This is a genomic window from Streptomyces camponoticapitis, from assembly GCF_014646115.1.
Lineage (GTDB): Bacteria > Actinomycetota > Actinomycetes > Streptomycetales > Streptomycetaceae > Streptomyces > Streptomyces camponoticapitis.
Genome location: NZ_BMMV01000004.1, coordinates 71,400 through 88,052, shown reverse-complemented (window position 1 = coordinate 88,052; position 16,653 = coordinate 71,400). Strand labels below are relative to the sequence as shown.

16 protein-coding genes are annotated in these 16,653 nt (G+C 68.6%); 12 read left to right on the top strand and 4 right to left on the bottom strand.

The window, feature by feature from the left end; genetic code table 11:
* The first annotated feature begins 82 nt into the window (after positions 1-82).
* The 5 genes from IEY79_RS07465 to IEY79_RS07445 all read left to right on the top strand — a co-directional run bounded on the left by IEY79_RS07465 (position 83) and on the right by IEY79_RS07445 (position 3,752).
* Positions 83-820 (top strand): SDR family oxidoreductase, encoded by a 738-nt coding sequence (locus tag IEY79_RS07465; RefSeq protein ID WP_189106534.1) that lies wholly within the window; start codon positions 83-85, stop codon positions 818-820.
* Positions 821-926: 106 nt separating this feature from the next.
* Positions 927-1,127 carry a DUF4236 domain-containing protein gene (locus IEY79_RS07460; protein ID WP_189106533.1) on the top strand — a complete coding sequence of 67 codons (201 nt, stop codon included), beginning with the start codon at positions 927-929 and terminating at the stop codon, positions 1,125-1,127.
* A gap of 191 nt (positions 1,128-1,318) precedes the next feature.
* Entirely contained in the window at positions 1,319-2,848 is a 1,530-nt protein-coding gene (locus IEY79_RS07455; protein ID WP_189106532.1) for a helix-turn-helix domain-containing protein, read from the top strand.
* 314 nt (positions 2,849-3,162) lie between these two features.
* Complete coding sequence (locus tag IEY79_RS07450) at positions 3,163-3,321, top strand: hypothetical protein (protein ID WP_189106531.1); 159 nt, start codon at positions 3,163-3,165, stop codon at positions 3,319-3,321.
* Positions 3,322-3,476: 155 nt separating this feature from the next.
* Entirely contained in the window at positions 3,477-3,752 is a 276-nt protein-coding gene (locus IEY79_RS07445; RefSeq protein ID WP_229700728.1) for a hypothetical protein, read from the top strand.
* A 339-nt stretch (positions 3,753-4,091) separates the two neighbouring features.
* On the opposite strand, the gene IEY79_RS07440 is transcribed toward IEY79_RS07445, so the two are convergent.
* On the bottom strand, positions 4,092-4,673 hold the full coding sequence (locus IEY79_RS07440; protein WP_189106529.1) for a PadR family transcriptional regulator: 582 nt from the start codon (positions 4,671-4,673) through the stop codon (positions 4,092-4,094).
* 101 nt (positions 4,674-4,774) lie between these two features.
* Between IEY79_RS07440 and IEY79_RS07435 the strand changes: the two genes are divergently transcribed.
* The 6 genes from IEY79_RS07435 (at position 4,775) to IEY79_RS07410 (ending at position 11,223) form a co-directional block, all read left to right on the top strand.
* The gene (locus tag IEY79_RS07435) at positions 4,775-5,338 is read left to right on the top strand and encodes a hypothetical protein (RefSeq protein WP_189106528.1); all 564 of its coding nucleotides are present in this window, start codon (positions 4,775-4,777) and stop codon (positions 5,336-5,338) included.
* 31 nt (positions 5,339-5,369) lie between these two features.
* Positions 5,370-6,758, top strand: a complete 1,389-nt coding sequence (locus tag IEY79_RS07430; protein ID WP_229700757.1) for a carotenoid oxygenase family protein — start codon at positions 5,370-5,372, stop codon at positions 6,756-6,758.
* Positions 6,759-7,090: 332 nt separating this feature from the next.
* A complete protein-coding gene (locus tag IEY79_RS07425; RefSeq protein WP_189106526.1) occupies positions 7,091-7,795 on the top strand; it encodes a class I SAM-dependent methyltransferase in 705 nt (234 codons plus the stop codon).
* A gap of 260 nt (positions 7,796-8,055) precedes the next feature.
* Positions 8,056-9,111 (top strand): SagB/ThcOx family dehydrogenase, encoded by a 1,056-nt coding sequence (locus tag IEY79_RS07420; protein ID WP_189106525.1) that lies wholly within the window; start codon positions 8,056-8,058, stop codon positions 9,109-9,111.
* Positions 9,108-10,334: an MFS transporter gene (locus tag IEY79_RS07415; RefSeq protein WP_189106524.1), complete on the top strand. Its 1,227-nt coding sequence runs from the start codon at positions 9,108-9,110 to the stop codon at positions 10,332-10,334. Before IEY79_RS07420 ends, IEY79_RS07415 begins: the two co-directional genes overlap by 4 nt.
* Before the next feature lie 10 nt (positions 10,335-10,344).
* Complete coding sequence (locus IEY79_RS07410; RefSeq protein ID WP_189106523.1) at positions 10,345-11,223, top strand: TauD/TfdA dioxygenase family protein; 879 nt, start codon at positions 10,345-10,347, stop codon at positions 11,221-11,223.
* A 41-nt stretch (positions 11,224-11,264) separates the two neighbouring features.
* Here IEY79_RS07410 and IEY79_RS07405 read toward each other — a convergent pair whose 3' ends face one another.
* Positions 11,265-12,056, bottom strand: a complete 792-nt coding sequence (locus tag IEY79_RS07405) for an AfsR/SARP family transcriptional regulator (protein ID WP_189106522.1) — start codon at positions 12,054-12,056, stop codon at positions 11,265-11,267.
* A 249-nt stretch (positions 12,057-12,305) separates the two neighbouring features.
* On the opposite strand from IEY79_RS07405, the gene IEY79_RS07400 reads away from it, so the two are divergent.
* Complete coding sequence (locus IEY79_RS07400) at positions 12,306-14,486, top strand: AfsR/SARP family transcriptional regulator (RefSeq protein ID WP_189106521.1); 2,181 nt, start codon at positions 12,306-12,308, stop codon at positions 14,484-14,486.
* A 41-nt stretch (positions 14,487-14,527) separates the two neighbouring features.
* On the opposite strand, the gene IEY79_RS07395 is transcribed toward IEY79_RS07400, so the two are convergent.
* Both IEY79_RS07395 and IEY79_RS07390 read right to left on the bottom strand, forming a co-directional pair.
* Positions 14,528-15,334, bottom strand: a complete 807-nt coding sequence (locus IEY79_RS07395; RefSeq protein ID WP_189106520.1) for a class I SAM-dependent methyltransferase — start codon at positions 15,332-15,334, stop codon at positions 14,528-14,530.
* 57 nt (positions 15,335-15,391) lie between these two features.
* Complete coding sequence (locus IEY79_RS07390) at positions 15,392-16,612, bottom strand: cytochrome P450 (protein ID WP_189106519.1); 1,221 nt, start codon at positions 16,610-16,612, stop codon at positions 15,392-15,394.
* Between the last annotated feature and the right edge of the window lie 41 nt (positions 16,613-16,653).

Genomic DNA, 16,653 nt, shown 5'->3' with positions numbered 1-16,653 from the left:
CCGCCCTGCCTCCCGGGCCGGGTCCGGCGCATGCTCGCCGTACCTCACCCGTACCGGCACATCTCCCGCGAAGGACTCCCCCATGATCACCCCCTCCCCCACCAGCAAGGTCGTCCTCATCACCGGCGCGAGCAGCGGCATCGGCGAGGCCACCGCGCGGCGGCTGGCAGCCTCCGGCCACCGGCTCGTCCTCGGCGCCCGCCGAACCGGGCTGCTCGCCGCGCTCGCCCGGTCCGTCCGGGCCGCCGGCGGCACCGCGGACCACCACGAACTGGACGTGACGAGCCTGGAGAGCATGCGGTCGTTCGTGCGCGAGGCGCGCGAGCGCCACGGACGCGTGGACGTCCTCGTCAACAACGCCGGCGTGATGCCGCTGTCGATGCTGGACGCGCTGAAGACCGACGAGTGGGACCACATGATCGACGTCAACATCCGGGGAGTGCTGCACGGCATCGCCGCCGTACTGCCCGTGATGCGCGAGCAGGGCGCCGGGCACGTCGTGAACATCGCGTCCGTCTCCGGACTCCGCGTCGACCCGACGGCGGCCGTCTACAGCGCGACGAAGTTCGCGGTCCGCGCCATCTCGGAGGGGCTGCGGCAGGAGAGCCGCGAGGTGCGCGTCACCGTGGTCAGCCCCGGTCTGACGCAGAGCGAACTGACCAACGCCATCAGCGATCCCGGCGTACGCGAGTCGGTGCGCGACGCCATGGCGATCGCGATCCGGCCGGACGCGATCGGCGAGGCGATCGATTACGCGATCGGCCGGCCGCCGGAGGTCGACGTCAACGAGCTCGTGATCAGGCCGACGGCCCAGGGCTGACGCGGCTACTCTCCGTCAATGTCGGCACGGGCAGACATGGATGGCGGCCGAGCGGTAATCCGTACCACCAACAGGGCTTCGCCCAGGCCGATTTGAGGAAAAGACCGTGCCGATCACCTTCCGTAAGAGCTTCCGGATCCTGCCGGGCGTACGGCTCAACATCAACAAGCGTTCGTGGTCGATCACGACCGGGGGCAAGAACGGGCCGCGCCGCACCACGAGCAGCACGGGCCGGCGCACCACGTCGATGGATCTGCCCGGCCCCTTCGGCTGGCGCAAGACGACGACGAAGCGGCGGGGCCACTGAGCCGTACGGTCGTACCTCACTCGCCGGAGTGCGCAAATCGGGCCATGATGGTCACCGAGGCGCGTGCGCGCGCCTCGGCCGCACGGCGGCCCCGCACCGGGTTCGCGGGGCATGCGCACGGCCTCGGTCCGCACTCACGAATGGCGCAACTCAGCAACTCTCTCATCTCACATATGAGATAGCCTGGCGCCATGGCAGACGACTACCTCGTACGTATCGGCAAGCTCATCCGTGACGCCCGTCAGCACAGAGGCTGGACACAGACCCAGCTCGCGGATGCGCTGGCCACCAGTCAGAGCGCTGTGAACCGCATCGAGCGCGGCAACCAGAACATCAGCCTTGAGATGATCGCGCGCATCGGTGAGGCGCTCGACAGCGAGATCGTGTCGCTCGGTTACGCCGGGCCGATGCACCTCCGGGTGGTCGGCGGGCGCCGGCTCTCCGGCTCCATCGACGTCAAGACGAGCAAGAACGCCTGCGTGGCGCTGCTCTGCGGTTCGCTGCTCAACAAGGGGCGCACGGTCCTGCGGCGGGTGGCGCGTATCGAGGAGGTCTACCGGCTCCTCGAAGTGCTCAACTCCATCGGTGTCCGCACCCGCTGGATCAACGACGGCATGGATCTGGAGATCGTGCCGCCGGCCGAGCTGGACATGGCGGCCATGGACGCGGAGGCCGCGCGCCGCACCCGCTCGATCATCATGTTCCTCGGTCCGCTGCTGCACCGCATGGACAACTTCCTGCTGCCGTACGCGGGCGGCTGCGACCTCGGTACGCGCACCATCGAGCCGCACATGATCGCGCTGCGCCGCTTCGGCCTGGACATCACGGCGACCGAGGGGCTGTACCACGCGGTGGTCGACCGCTCGACGTCGCCGGACCGGCCCATCGTGCTGACCGAACGCGGCGACACGGTCACGGAGAACGCCCTGCTGGCCGCCGCGCGCCACGACGGCGTCACCGTCATCCGTAACGCGTCCTCGAACTACATGGTCCAGGACCTCTGCTTCTTCCTGGACGCGCTCGGGGTACGGGTCGACGGCGTCGGCACCACCACGCTCACCGTGCACGGCGTGCCGAGCATCGACACCGACGTGGACTACTCCCCCTCCGAGGACCCGGTCGAGGCGATGAGCCTGATCGCCGCCGCGGTGGTGACCGAGTCCGAGCTGACGATCCGCCGGGTGCCGATCGAGTTCCTGGAGATCGAGCTCGCGGTACTGGAGGAGATGGGCCTGGACCACGACCGTACGCCGGAGTACCCGGCGGACAACGGCCGTACCCGGCTGGTGGATCTGACCGTACGCCCCTCGAAGCTGGAGGCGCCGATCGACAAGATCCACCCGATGCCGTTCCCGGGCCTGAACATCGACAACGTCCCGTTCTTCGCGGCGATCGCGGCCGTCGCCCAGGGCAAGACCCTCATCCACGACTGGGTCTACGACAACCGCGCGATCTATCTGACGGACCTCAACCGCCTCGGCGGCCGGCTCCAGCTGCTCGACCCGCACCGGGTCCTGGTGGAGGGCCCGACCCGCTGGCGCGCGGCGGAGATGATGTGCCCGCCGGCGCTGCGGCCCGCCGTGGTCGTGCTGCTGGCGATGATGGCGGCGGAGGGCACGTCGGTGCTGCGCAACGTCTATGTGATCAACCGCGGTTACGAGGATTTGGCGGAGAGGCTCAACTCGGTGGGCGCGCAGATCGAGATCTTCCGCGACATCTGACGCGCGAGTGCCGCCGTACCGCATCTGACCTGCTGTTCAGCGGGTCAGGGAGGGGTGCGGCGGCATCTCTGGGACATCTCTGCGACTTTGCGCCTGCGGCCGGCTACAGGCGGCGCCTCGCCGACTCTGTGGGCCGACCGCGGCTACGTCCCCGACACCCAGCTCGCCGAGCCGCAAGCGGACCAGCGCGTGCTGCGATGAACGCGGCCCCTCAGCTTTCCGCGGCATCTCCTCGGTTGGCGGCGGTAATCGAGGAAACACGCACCGTGGAAGGTTCCTGGACGAGCAAGTCAGTTCCTTGAGGAGGCACTGGAATGGGCACCGTTCTGATCGCCGTCGGCATCATGATCGCTCTGGTGAGTCTCACTCTGAGGGGACGGAAGAAGAAGTCCCGGCACATCTGGGCCGATGGCAGCGGCGGCTCCTCCGACAGCGGTGACGGGGGCGGCGGTGACGGGGGCAGCGGCGGCTGACGTACCCGCCCACGTGCCCACGCGACCGGATCCGGTCAGAAGGGGATCGCCCTGGAAGCGCCCGCCGCGTCCGGGGGCTTCGTGCTGTCCCAGATGCGGGTAGGCGCTGCCGGGGTGACGGTGGAAGGGGCCTTCTATATGTCTGGAGCGTCGTGATGATCAAAATGTTGCACGACAAGGGACTGCGTAGCGAGCACGCGTACACCGCGGGCGTCGTGTCTATCGCGCTCACTGTCGTCTCGTGGGCCGGCTCACTCAAATACGAACCCGCAGGTATGGCTCGCGCCGATCGGTGGGGGATCTTCGTGGGCGAGTGGGCCCCTACGTTCTTCGGTCTCGGGCTGGCCTTGGCGCAGTATGAGCGCGATGACTTGCTGCGGGAGTTTCAGGAGGGTGAGCACGCGGCTCCGTCCGACCTCTCAGGTATGTGAGTCGAGCGAGCCCCGGCCTGTGAGGGTCGGGGCTTCGCGCTGTCTGGGCGGCCGCACCTCAAAGGCGACGCGGACGGTGGATCGGGCCCCGGCGCGGCCACCGGGCCGGTATGCCTCCTGTGTGGTCACGTCGTCCACGGTTGCGCCTCTCAGCCCGGTCCACCCAAGACCGAGGAGTCCGCAGCCGTAGGCATTCGGCTTGGCGTTCCCACCATCCGACGGCAGCAGGTCCGGTGAGTGCCGCGATGGGTTTGACGGTGTCTGGTGGCGCGAGCGATGCGCCGAGTTGCGGTTCCAGGGTTTGCCGCCGCGTGCGCGAGGACGGGGCCGGGCGCCGTCTCACACGTCGGCGCCCGAACTCTCCGCGCCGCGGGGGCCCGATGCCTCGGCGTTCTCGTCCTGCGCCCCCGAGCTCACCCTTTCCGCGGCCCAGCGGGCCCACTCCTCCTCCATGGCCCGCAGGCGCAGCCCGTACTCCAGCGCCAGCCTGCCGTTGACCGACAGCATGTCGCTGCCCCAGTCCACGGCCTCGTTGACGCCCTTCATGACGGCGTGCCGCTCGGCCGCCACTTCCGCCATGTTCAGCAGGCGGTCGACCGCCTGCTGCCGGGACAGGACGCCGAGGAAGAAGACCCGCAACAGCGCTTCGCTGCGCTGCGGCTTGTCGTCGTAGCCCTCCGCGAGCCACTGGCGGAGCTCTTTCGTGCCCGATTCGGTGATGCCGTACTCCTTGCGGCCCCGGGGGCCCTCGGCCACGACCTGGATCAGCCCGTTTCCTTCCAGGCGGTTCAGCTCTCCGTAGACCTGGCTCTGGGTGGCGGGCCAGACGTGGGCCAGCGAGGTGTCGAACAGCTTCATCAGGTCGTATCCGCTGCCGGAACGTTCGACGAGCAGTCCGAGAAGCGCGTGGCGAAGGCTCATGTGCCCATCCTAGCTTCAGGTTCCACAATTGACAGGTCCTCGCCGCACGTTCTACTTTCGACATGTCAAGAGCGGAATGTTGAGTCGGTTGGAGATCAGTCATGGGTTACCTGCGCGGTTTCACTCCCTGGGTCGTGTACGGCCTCGTCTCCTCCTTCGACTGGCGTGGGGGCGCCCTCGCCGGGCTCCTGACAGGCCTCTTCCTCTTCATCCAGGACCGCAGGCGCGGCATCGCCGCGGACGCCCAGATCCTCGACGTCAGTACGGTCGTCTACTTCGCCGGGCTGGTCGCGCTCGCCTTCGCGGCGCCGGACTCGCCGCTGAAGCCGTACGCCGATGTGCTGTCCTTCGGCTGGCTCGCCCTCACCGCCTGGGGAAGCCTGCTGATCGGCCGCCCCTTCACCCTGGGCATCGCCCGGCTCACCACGCCCCCGGAGTACTGGGACCAGCCCGAGTTCGTCCGCATCAACGTCGTCATCACCACGGTCTGGGCCGGCGCCTTCACCGCCCTCGGTATCTCACTCGCCGTCTGCGTCCTCGCGGACGCGCCGGGCTGGGTGGGCGTCGCCGTCCATGTCGCCGGTCTCGCCGCACCGGTCACCTTCACATCGCTCTACTCCGCACGGGCCCAGGCCCGCGCGGAAGCTCTCGCCGCCGCGTCCTGAACACCCGCCGATTCCGAATTCCTCCGAGGAGATACCGGTGAACAATCCGACCCGTCAGACGGCCAACGGCGCGGCCGCGCCCCACCTCGTGGGGAACTACGCGCCGGTGGACGACGAGATCACCGTCAATGAACTGGACGTCACCGGCGCCCTGCCGCCCGAACTGACCGGCTGGTACCTGCGCAACGGCCCCAACCCCCGGGAGGCCGCCTCCGCGCACTGGTTCCTCGGGGACGGCATGGTCCACGGCATCCGGCTGGACGGCGGACGAGCCCTCTCGTACCGCAACCGCTGGGTCCGCACCTCGACGTTCACCGACGGCGCGCGCCTCTGCGACGAGCGCGGCACGCTCGACCTCACCGCGGGCGTCGCCAACACCCATGTCGTCCGGCACGCGGGCCGCACCCTGGCTCTGGTCGAATCGTCGCTCCCGTACCAGCTGCGGCACGAGCCAGGCCATGAGCTGGAGACCGCCGGCCCCTACGACTTCGGCGGCCGACTGCGCACCGCCATGACCGCGCACCCCAAGACCTGCCCGGTCACCGGGGAACTGCACTTCTTCGGTTACGGAGGACTGCGCCCGCCGTTCCTCACCTACCACCGCGCCGACGCCCAGGGCGAGTTGACGGTCAGCCGGCCCCTCGACATCCCGGCGCACACCATGCTGCACGACTTCCATCTCACGGCCGGGCACGTGGTGTTCATGGACCTGCCCGCCGTCTTCGACCTGGACCTTGCCATGAGCCCGGACGGCGGGATGCCGTACGTATGGTCCCCCGGCCACGGTGCCCGGCTCGGGGTGCTGCGGCGGGACGATCCGTACGGCGCCGTCCGATGGTTCGACATCGAGCCCTGCTACGTATTCCACACACTCAACGCCCATGAGGAGGCCGAGGGCAGGCTGCTCGTCCTGTACGCGATGCGGTACGACTCACTGGCCGACGGCGTACGGGTCACCGGGAACGCCACCTTGTGGCGCTGGACGATCGACCTCGCCACGGGAACGGTCCGCGAGGAACAACTGGACGACAGAGACGCGGAGTTCCCCCGGATCGACGACCGGCTGGCGGGGCTCCCGGCCCGTCTGGGACACGCGACCTCGGCCCCCTCCGGCGACGACCTCGGCCGTGGCGGAGCCGTGCACCGCTACGACCTCCGCGACGGCGGTGTCACCAGCCACATCTTCTCCCCGGGCCGTACCCCCGGCGAGGCGTCCTTCGTCCCGGCCGACAACCGTCCCGGCGGGCCCGGCTGGCTGATGACCCTCGTGCACGACGCCGCGACCGGCCGCAGCGACCTGGTCCTCCTGGACGCCGACGACCTGCCCGGACCACCGGTGGCCACGATCCACCTGCCCCGCCGCGTCCCCGCCGGTTTCCACGGCAACTGGCTCCCGGACATCCCCTCCCACACGCGGTGACCACCCGCCGGAACCGTTCGCGGCGGCGGACTCCACAGTGGCCTCCCGTACGAACCCGGGGGGGCGACGATCCCTCGGAGGGCAGCCATCCGCGCCGGCGGAGAGCAGGGAGTCCTCCGGGACTTTTCCGGGACTTCCGGCTTCATCAACCGGCACGAGTATGAAACAACTGAAATACCCCTCGTCGTGGCAGGCCACCGCCGGCGGCTTTTCCTGATTCGAGTGGCGGTGAATGCGCTTTGAGACGCACCAGAACCTCCGCCGGAGCAGCCGTGCGGATTGCAGTTCATGGTTCGTATGCGGTTCGTACTTCCAACGGCAAGACTCTTCCCATGCTTCCGCCGAGTGGCGCTCAGGTTCCTGATATCGCGCCGGTCAACCGAGATCCGTGGACTGCCTTCGCCGACCGTCAGCCAGAGCCGAGCACCCACAACGCCGCCGGCGAGACCACCTGGTTCAACTGGACCCAGTACCCGGACCACGGGCCGGGCGTCGAACTCCTGGGTAAGCCGGGCACGGTTCTCGATCTCGGCTGTGGAAGCGGCCGCAACACAGCCCATTTGGCGGTGAGAGGCGCACGAGCGGTGGGTGTCGATTTCTCACCCGTCATGCTCCCCCGGGCTCGTGAGCGCTGGGGCGATGTGCCAGGTCTGAGTTTCGTGCAGCGGGAAGCCGTCGATTTCCTCAAGGAGACCGACACCCTTTTCGACGCGATCTACTCAGTGCGCGGCGCCGTCTGGTTCACCGACCCGGATGTCCTGCTGCCCCTCCTGCGGACGCGCCTCGCACCACACGGACTTCTGGTCTTCTCCCACGAGCCGCCCATCGAGGGCTGTTACGGAGCACAGGGGACCTATGTCCGCCGCAAGAACGGTGGTCCCCCGGTGCCTCTGGTGCGGTGGGCCCACACCCCTGAGCAATGGCGGGAAATACTCGTCCGGCACGGCTTCGACAGAGTCGACACGGAGATGGTCGACGCCCCGGACCCCGCCTATGTCCCCACCATGCTGGTGCGGGCCGCGCCGTCGCCGAACTGAGTGACGGCCGCGGTTCCTGATGTGAGTCCGCGAAAGGAGGTGCATTCCCATGGAGAACACCAACGAGGTGGAGCTCATCGAGGTGGTCGAGGAGGAGGGCGAAGCCTGCCTCTGCTACGAAGCCCCCTGAGCGTGACGTGTGCCGTGTCCCGCCCCTGGTGCGGGACACGGCACACGCCGTTCGACACGTCATTCGATCCGAGGAGTCCGAGGAGTACGGGACCGTGAAACTTCGCCTGATCGATCCGGTGTTCTTCAGTGTGCGCGGCGACGGCACCTATCTGTCCAGCCCGCGGATCAAAGGGAGGTTGAAGGTTCACCCGTCGGTGGCCGGGATTCTCACCTCGACTCCGGATGGTATCGATACCGAGGCGCTCACCCCTGAGTCCGAGAACCTGGCCCTCGCTCTCGCCAAACTGCACGAACTGGGCTATCTGACCCCGGTCGGAAGTGCTGGGAACAGTGGGCTGCCCGATCCCTGGAGCGAATGGGGTGCGCTGGCCTGGCAATTCCACCAGAGTATCCGGGACACGCCTTTCGTCCGCCGGGATTCAGAAGACATCACCGAGTACCACGAGTCCCTGAACGAAGATGACCGACCGGCCAACTCCAAGCGCGTGGACCCTGATGGGAAGATCTTGCTCCTTCCCCGGATCCGCGCGCGAATGCCGTTGTCATTCCAGGATGTGCTGGAGGAACGGCGCACCCATCGCGACTTCTCCGGTGGTCCGGTGCCGCTCGACGAATTCGCGACCCTGCTGCAGTACGGCTTCGGGCCGCTCAGGTTCATCGACGCGGGCAAGATGGGCGTGCTCGAACTCAGGGCGAACGCGTCCGGCGGCTCCCGGCACGAGACGGAGGCGTACGTCGTCGTCCTGAACGTGGTGGGAGTCGATCCGGGGATCTACCGGTACGACGGAATCCGGCAGGGACTCGTAGCCGTGGGGGAAGCCGTGCCGCGCGAGCGCCTGGAGCACCTCACCTTCAATCAGGGGTTTTTCGAGAAGGCCGGCTTCGGGGTGTTCACCACGGCGTTCTCCACACGCATGTCCTGGAAATACCGGCACCCTCGCGCGTACAAGATGTTGCTGCACAACGTCGGCCATGTCGCCCAGGTTTTCTCGATGACCTCCGTGGCCCTCGGGCTGGGAGCCGCCATCACCGGTGCCTTCAAGGACACCGAGGTGGAGCGGCTCCTCGGGATCGGCGAACCGGGTGAGTTCGCGACGTTCGTCATGGTCTGCGGGATACCCGTACGGGCAGGAGACGGCCTGCCTGTGCGCCACCGGGTGCCGAGCGCGCCGTTCGCCCCGTGACCGGTCCGCTCGCTCACGCGGCTTTCCGGAACGTGGCGAAGGGGCGGACCGCCACCTTCTTCGGCAACGGAATGGCACCGGTGGCGCTGGCGTTCGCGGTCCTCGACCTTACGGGCTCCGTCACCCAACTCGGCCTCGTGGTCGGTGTGCGCTCGGTGGCCGCGATCGTGACCACGACCTTCGGGGGCGTGCTGGCGGATCGGCTTCCGCGCCGACTGCTGTTGCGGGGCGCTTCGTTCGGTGCCGCGGTGACGCAGGCACTGGCCGGCCTGAGCCTGCTGGGAGGCGTCGCCTCGGTGCCACTGCTCATGGTGCTCTCCGCCGTCAACGGCGCCTTGGCGGCGGTCGAGTTGCCCACCACCACCGCTCTCGTCTCCCAGACCGTGCCCCGTGAGCTGCTGCGCCGGGCGAACGCGCTGCTGCGCACGTTCACCGGTGTCGCCACGTTGTGCGGCGCCGCCGCGGGAAGCCTTGTCATCGGGTGGGCGGGCCCCGGCTGGGGAATCCTGGTCGACTCCGCCTCTTTCGCCGCGGCGGGGCTGTTCTTCGGCAGGGTCCGGGTACCGGCCGTGGTGCGTGACTCCGCCCGGGGTTCGATGATCGGCGACCTGCGTGCGGGCTGGTCGGAATTCACCCGCCACCGCTGGCTGTGGACGGTGGTACTCCACGCCTCGGTCTGGCAGCTGGTCTGGGCGGGCAGTGTCCAGGTCATCGGTCCCGCGGTGGCCGACGCCGGCGCCGGCGCGCGTACATGGGGGCTGGTGCTGGCCGCGCAGACCCTGGGGGCCATCGCCGGAGGCCTGCTCGCACTGCGCTGGAAGCCCCGCGCGGCCCTGGCCACCGGGGTCCTGCTGACATCGGTCAGCGCCGTCCTGCCGTGGGCCCTGGCGGCCGGTCCGCGGCCGGCGCTGCTGATTCCGGCCGCCTTCCTCGCCGGGGTGGCGATGGAGCAGGTGCACATCGCTCTGACCGTCGCTGTCCAAGAACGCGTCGCGCCCGGTCACCTGGCCAGGGTGACGTCGTATCAGGTCCTCGGTTCGCTGACCGCCGTCCCCGTCGGCCAACTGCTGGCCGGCCCCCTGTCCGCCGCGTACGGACAAGGCCCCGTGCTCGTCGCGGCCGGCGCGTGCATCGTCGCCGTGACGCTGGCCGTGCTGGTCGTACCCGACGTCAGGCGGGCGGCTTCGTCCGTCACCACCCCCGCCGGATCACCCGACAACTGATGGAGGGCTCATGGATCGCACCGCACTGGACGCCATCGAACGCATCACCGCTCAGAAGCGGCAGGTCTACGACACCATCGCCGTCGACCCGTTGACCCCGTTGCTCGGCGCCGAGATATCCGGCCTCGACCTGTCCGGAGAACTGACGCCGGAACAGGAGAAGGAGGTCAAGGACGCCTTCCTCACCCACCACGTGCTCGTCTTCCGCGATCAGAGACTCACCGCCGACGATCACAAGCGGTTCGCCGGGCTCTTCGGCCCACTGCACCCCATGGCACTTCCTCGGGAGGGCTCGGACCCGCACATCCTGGAGATCAGCGCGAACGACACATCGCGCTGGGTCGCCGGCGAGGACTGGCACGCCGACGGCACCGCCGATGCCGAGCCGTACCTCGGTCTGATGCTCCACATCACCCGGGTTCCGGAAGTCGGCAGCGGCGGCGACACCATGTTCGCCAACATGCATCTCGCCTACGACATGCTGTCGCCGCCGATGAAGACGTTCCTGGAGGGGCTGACCGCCCTCCACAACGGTGCGCTGCCCTGGCTACGGCGGGGGCAGACCCCGCCGTCCGGGTACGACGTCCCGCGCAGCGAACACCCGCTCGTGGTCCGTCACCCGGACACCGGGCGCAAGCTCCTCTTCATCAACAACGCCTACATGTCGAAGATCACGCAGCTCTCGCCGACCGAGAGCACGGCGGTGCTCGACATGCTGTACTCCCACGTCGCCCGGACGTCTCTGCTGCACTGCCGGGTCCGCTGGCAGCCGAACACGCTGGTGTTCTGGGACAACCGCTGCGTCCAGCACCACGCCGTCTGGGACTACTACCCGCACACGCGCTACGGCCAACGGGTCGCCATCCGCGGCACCAGGCCACAGGCGTGACCTCGCCGCGTCCCCTCGGTTCGTGGCGCTGATCGCGCCGCTCAACGGGCCACGGAACGAAGGTCGCCGGCAGGCGGGTCGAACGGATCCGCAGGTCCCGCCAGAATGCGCTGCTGGAGCTGTCGCAGCTCCGGCATCGGTTCCATGCCCAGCTCGGTGACGAGCCGTTTACGCAGACCCATGTAGACGTCCAGGGCCTCGCTCCTGCGGCCGCTGCCATGAAGGGCGGCCATCAGCTGACCGTGGAATCTCTCCCGCAGCGGATACTCAAGGACGAGGGGTGTGAGATCGGCGGTCAGTTCCGCGTAGCGCCTCAGTTGCAACAGCAAATCGAACCGCTCCTCCTGGGCACTCCTGTGCATCTCCACCAGGCGCGCCGACTCGGCCTCGGCGTTGGGTCCCGTGGTCCCGCCGAGGGCGGGTCCCGTCCAGAGGCCGAGAGCCTGGTCGTAGAGCTCGACCGAGGCTTCGTCCCGGCTGTTCAGGCGCTCGTGCCGTGCCCGCGCGACGGTCGACGTGAAGGTGTCCAGGTCGAGTTGGCCCTGTTCGATTCTGATCATGTAGCCGGAGGGGCGCGTCGTGATGGGGTTGTGGCGCTTCGGCTCGAAGACCCGTCGCAGTTCCGAGACGAGGGTGCGCACCCTGGTCTCCGGTGAGACGGGAAGGGGGCTGCCCCACAGGGAGTCCATGAGACGGCTGTTGGTCACGGTGCGGTTCGCCTGCAGGAGCAGGGCGGCGAGCAGTGACCGCTGCTTTCCGCTGAGCGGTAGCCACTCTGTACCCGCACGCACTTCGACCACACCCAGGACTCGGAACTCAATCTCGTTCTCCACGCTGATGGACCTCTCCCCGTGTCTGTATTCCTGCTGCTCGCAGGCGTGTTGGGCCCATGTCCACACATCGGTGGCACTTCCTAGCCCGGCTCGCCGTGAAGCTGGCAGGAGCATCCAGCCACTCTCTTGCCATGTCCTTGCCACTCCCTTGCCGTGTGTGGTCAACATTGCGCATGATCGGGTGATGACTGACGGGGAGATGAGATGCGGTTCCGGATACTTGGGCACCTCGATTGGTTTCGCGAAGGCGTGTCCCTGCCTGTCGGGCGACGCAGGGAACGGCTGTTGCTGGGGCTCCTGTTGCTCGACATCGGACATACGGTTTCGGTGAACCGGCTGATCGAACTTCTCTGGGACGAGGGCCCGCCACCGTCCAGTGCCCGTGGAAGTCTGCAAGCCCATGTCTCGCGCCTCCGCGGTCGGCTGCACGAGGAATCGGCCGCGGAGTACGGGTTCGTACTCTCCAAGGGGAACGGCGGGTACCGCCTCGACGGCGATCCGGAGGCCGTGGACCTGCACCGGTTCCGTTCCCGCCTGCAGAACGCGGAGCGGGCGGTTGCATCCGCGGATCGGCTGCGTCTGCTCGGCCTCGCCCTTCCCGAATGGGGTGGTCCGGTCCTGGCCGGCGTCGCGTCGGAGGGGCTGGTCCGCCGACTCGGCGCGGGATTCGAGGAGCTGCGTCTGTCGGCAGCCGTCCAGTGTGCCGAGGCCAGACTCACGCTCGGTCAACACCTCCTCGCTCACGAGGAGTTGGCACACATGATGGTGGAGTATCCGCATCATGAGCGCCTGGCGGCGCTCCGGATGATCGCGCTGTACCGCTCCGACAGGCGGGGCGAAGCGCTCCAGGTGTACGACGAGACGCGCGCGTGGCTGGCCAGGGAACTCGAACTCGATCCGGGCGTCGATCTGAAGCGGGTCCAGGGCCTGATCCTGCACGAGGACCAGGCACTGCTGCACGATCTCCGGTTCCACGGTGTCGACCGCTGTCCCAGGGCGGAAGCCGGCCTTGAACCGCCCGCGGCACGGAACAAGGCCGCACCGCGGAAGGCGATGGCCTTGGAGACCGGTGCTGTCCTCGCCCAGTCCGTGCGGCAGCACCCCAGAACAGGCGTATACGTCGGCAGGGAAGCCGAGTTGGCGGAGCTGACCGCACTCGCGACGCGGGCCGGCAGCGGATCCGGGCTCGTGATGGTGGTCGGCGCGGCGGGCACGGGCAAGACGGCGCTGGCACTTCGGTGGAGCCGCCGGGTGGAGGCGGACTATCCGGACGGTCAGCTGTTCGTCGATCTGCGTGGCCACAGTGAAGGGGATCCGCTGACCCCGAAGGAGGCGCTCGCGGCCCTGCTGTCCAGCCTCGGAATCCCTCACAAGGACATCCCGCACCGTGAGTCGGAACTGGCGGAGCTCTATCAGCGGGCCCTGGCCGGCCGTCGCGTCCTCGTCGTCCTCGACAACGCGGAATCCGCGGACCAGGTCGGCCCGCTCGTCCCGTACGGGACCGGATGCCTGGCCCTCGTCACGAGCCGCAGCCGGCTCGGCGGCCTCATCGTCAGTCACGGTGCCCCGAGTCTGCGGTTGGGGCCGCTGTCGACCGCCGAGGCCGAGGAACTGCTGAGGGGGATCGTCGGGGCCGTACGGACGGCGGGTGAATCGCAGGCGGTGGCGGATCTGGCGAGGATTTGCGGAAACAACCCCCTCGCCCTGCGAATCGCCGCGGCGAATCTCGCCATGAACCCGGACTGCCGTCTCGTCGACTACTCCGGAGCGCTGCGGTCGGGCAATCCGGTGGAGCGTCTCTCGGTGGCCGGGGACCCCGAATCGGCGGTGTGCCGGGCCTACGGTCTCACTTACCAGCGGCTCGACCAGGAGAGCGCGGAGGCCTTCCGCTTACTGGGCCGCCTGCCGGGACCCGAGACGACTGTGGCGGCGGTCGCGGCGCTCCTCGGGCGGTCCCTCGGCGCGACGCGAGCGGTTCTGGACCGGCTGCACTCCATCCATCTGGTGGAGTCCATCATGCGGGGGAGGGTGCTGCTCCAGGAGCTGATCTGGTGGTACGCGCGGTTCCTGGCGAACGCGGAGCAGTTGGCCCAGGCGCGCTGGGAGAGCCGCCGCCGCCAGTCCCGTTGGTACCAGGGCTCGGGGGAGGCGGCGGCCCACCGCCTCCATCAGCGGTTCCCGCGCGGTGAGTTGTCCGACGCGGGCGAGGTGCCCGCGTCGCCGCGGTTCGACAACCGGAAGGACGCGGCGGCCTGGACCGACGCCGAGCGCCCGGAGATCGTGAAGCTCACACCGTTCGCCGACGCCGGCGCCGAACGGGATCCGGCCGCCCGGCTCCTGACGGACACGTCCGGCACTGTCGGGATGCCGAGATCCGGCTGGCCGTGGCCACTGTCGCGCCCCCCGTCGCGGAACGCACGGAAGGGCTGACAGGTGTTCCGGGCTCCGGACGGTGAGCGCCGCCCCGCCTGTCAGCCGGTCGACCGCGCGTCCGTGCCCGGGGCGGACTTGTGCAGCACGGCGGTGTACGACAGCAGAGGCGCGGCAGGGGGGCTTCCCGGGTAGCGGAAGTCCTTCACCTCCGAGATCTCCCATCCGGCGGGTCGTGCGATCAGGGCCAGCTCGGACGGATCGCAGAAGAGATAGGGGAACCACGATGTGGCGATGGTCCCGTACCGGATACGCATGAGCAGTTCGCCGGGGAGCCTGCCCCGGGCGCGGTTGGCCGTCACATAGGCGTGGTTCTCCTCGGTGGCGGCGACCGGGCGGCGTCCCTCGGCGAGGATGAGCGCGTCCTCGGTCGTGACCTCGTGCAGTTGCCGGAGTATCTCCGTACCGTGGGCCGCCGAGCCGAGCAGACCGACGTTGTTGCCCAGGAGCAGCACCCTCTGGAACGGGTCGCTGTCGCGGAAGAGGTCCGCGGACTTCCCGACATCTCCGAGGACGCAGTCCTCGATGCCGCGCCGCCGGCAGATCTCAAGGGCCAGGGGGGAGTTGTCGAGCGCTGTCACCTCGCAGGATCTGCCGGCCAGATACGCGCTGTGCCTGCCGCCGCCGGCGCCGATGTCGAGTACCCGTCCCGACGCTCTGCCGAGGAGTTCGAGGACGGCCGGCGGCCAGCTCTCCTCGTCGCCCAGCCATTGGGCCGACCCGGAGGGGCTGATCAGCCCGTCCGAACGCTCCACGTAGGCGACCACCGGCCGCTCCAGGCGCAGCGATTCGGAGAGCTGCATGCCGAACGCGTCACCGAGTTCCGGGCCTGCCGGGTTCAATTCCATAGGACTCCTCCAATGAGAGGCATGAGACGGGGCGTCGAGCTGTTCGGCCGGTTCTGTCTAATCCTTCCATGAGTACCGCAGCGGAAGGTGTGTGAGACCACCGGCGAAAACGGAGCTCAAGTGCCTCGGTTCGCCGGCCAGTCGCACTTCTTCGATACGGGGCAGCAGTTCCGCGAAGAAGGAGAGGATTTCGAGTTTCGCCAGCGCCGCACCGAGACAGTGGTGGACCCCGTACCCGAACGCCAGATGCCGGTTGGCGCGCCGTTCCACGTCGAATCGCTGGGGGTTGTCGAATACCGCTTCGTCGCGATTGGCCGAAGGGTAGGAGAGGAGCACCGAGTCCCCTTTCCTGATGACCGTGCCGCCCAATGTGTAATCCTGGACCGCGGTACGCATGAAACCCTTGACCGGGGTGACCCATCGGATCATCTCGTCGACCGCCGAGGGGAGTCTGTCGGGGCGCTCCCGGAGCATGCGCAACTGTCCGGGGTTCTCGATGAGGGCTTTGAGTCCTCCGGCGATCGTCGCGCCCGCCGTGTCGTGACCGGCCGACAGGATGATGATGTAGGAGGAGAGCATTTCCCGGTCGTCGAGGAGCCGTCCGTCCAGCCGGGCGTTGGCGATGACCGATGCCAGGTCGTCGGTGGGCTCGGCCCGGCGCCGGGCCGCCAGGTCCAGGAAGTACGTGTAGAACTCGCGCATGACCGACTGCCGGCCCTCGGGGGGAAGCGGACGCCGCCCTGCCGGGGTGAACCTGAATACCTGTGCGGACTCGGAATGGCCGAGCCCCATGAGCGACAGCAACACGTCGAGTGCGTAAGGGTCGGAGACGTCACCGACGAATTCGCATTCCGCCCCGGACTCCCGCATGCGGTCGACCGCTTTCCTGGCGGCGGCCCGGACCTGCGGTTCGAGGTGACCGACCGCCTGCGGCCGGAACCGGTCGGCGATCACCCCTCTCATCTCCCGGTGCTCATGGCCGTCCAGATGAATGAGCGGGCGCAGTGCGGTCCGTCCCTTCTCCGACCGCTTGTGGGCCTCGTCCACCGGGGCGCCGACCAGTACGGGACGCGGAGCGCTCAGGAATATCTCGTTCTCGCGCTCCACCTCCTGAATATCGGCATGGCGGGTGACGGCCCAGAAGGGGTTGTACCCCGGCGCCTCGACCCAGTGGACCGGTGCCTCACGTCGCAGGAGTGACAGGGCCGTGTGCAGTACGTCGTCATCGGCGTACGCGGCGGGGGCGGCGAGTGTTCTGCCTGCTTCGGCTACGGTCATGGGCACCGAGGGGCCTCCAGTGAGCTCAACGGCGGGAAGGG

Coding starts and splice junctions, on each gene's coding strand:
- IEY79_RS07435 (WP_189106528.1), top strand. CDS start 4,775: ATGGGTTACCTGCGCGGTTTCACTCCCTGGGTCGTGTACGGCCTCGTC.
- IEY79_RS07450 (WP_189106531.1), top strand. CDS start 3,163: ATGGGCACCGTTCTGATCGCCGTCGGCATCATGATCGCTCTGGTGAGT.
- IEY79_RS07395 (WP_189106520.1), bottom strand. CDS start 15,334: ATGGAATTGAACCCGGCAGGCCCGGAACTCGGTGACGCGTTCGGCATG.
- IEY79_RS07410 (WP_189106523.1), top strand. CDS start 10,345: ATGGATCGCACCGCACTGGACGCCATCGAACGCATCACCGCTCAGAAG.
- IEY79_RS07390 (WP_189106519.1), bottom strand. CDS start 16,612: ATGACCGTAGCCGAAGCAGGCAGAACACTCGCCGCCCCCGCCGCGTAC.
- IEY79_RS07445 (WP_229700728.1), top strand. CDS start 3,477: ATGATCAAAATGTTGCACGACAAGGGACTGCGTAGCGAGCACGCGTAC.
- IEY79_RS07425 (WP_189106526.1), top strand. CDS start 7,091: ATGCTTCCGCCGAGTGGCGCTCAGGTTCCTGATATCGCGCCGGTCAAC.
- IEY79_RS07440 (WP_189106529.1), bottom strand. CDS start 4,673: ATGAGCCTTCGCCACGCGCTTCTCGGACTGCTCGTCGAACGTTCCGGC.
- IEY79_RS07465 (WP_189106534.1), top strand. CDS start 83: ATGATCACCCCCTCCCCCACCAGCAAGGTCGTCCTCATCACCGGCGCG.
- IEY79_RS07455 (WP_189106532.1), top strand. CDS start 1,319: ATGGCAGACGACTACCTCGTACGTATCGGCAAGCTCATCCGTGACGCC.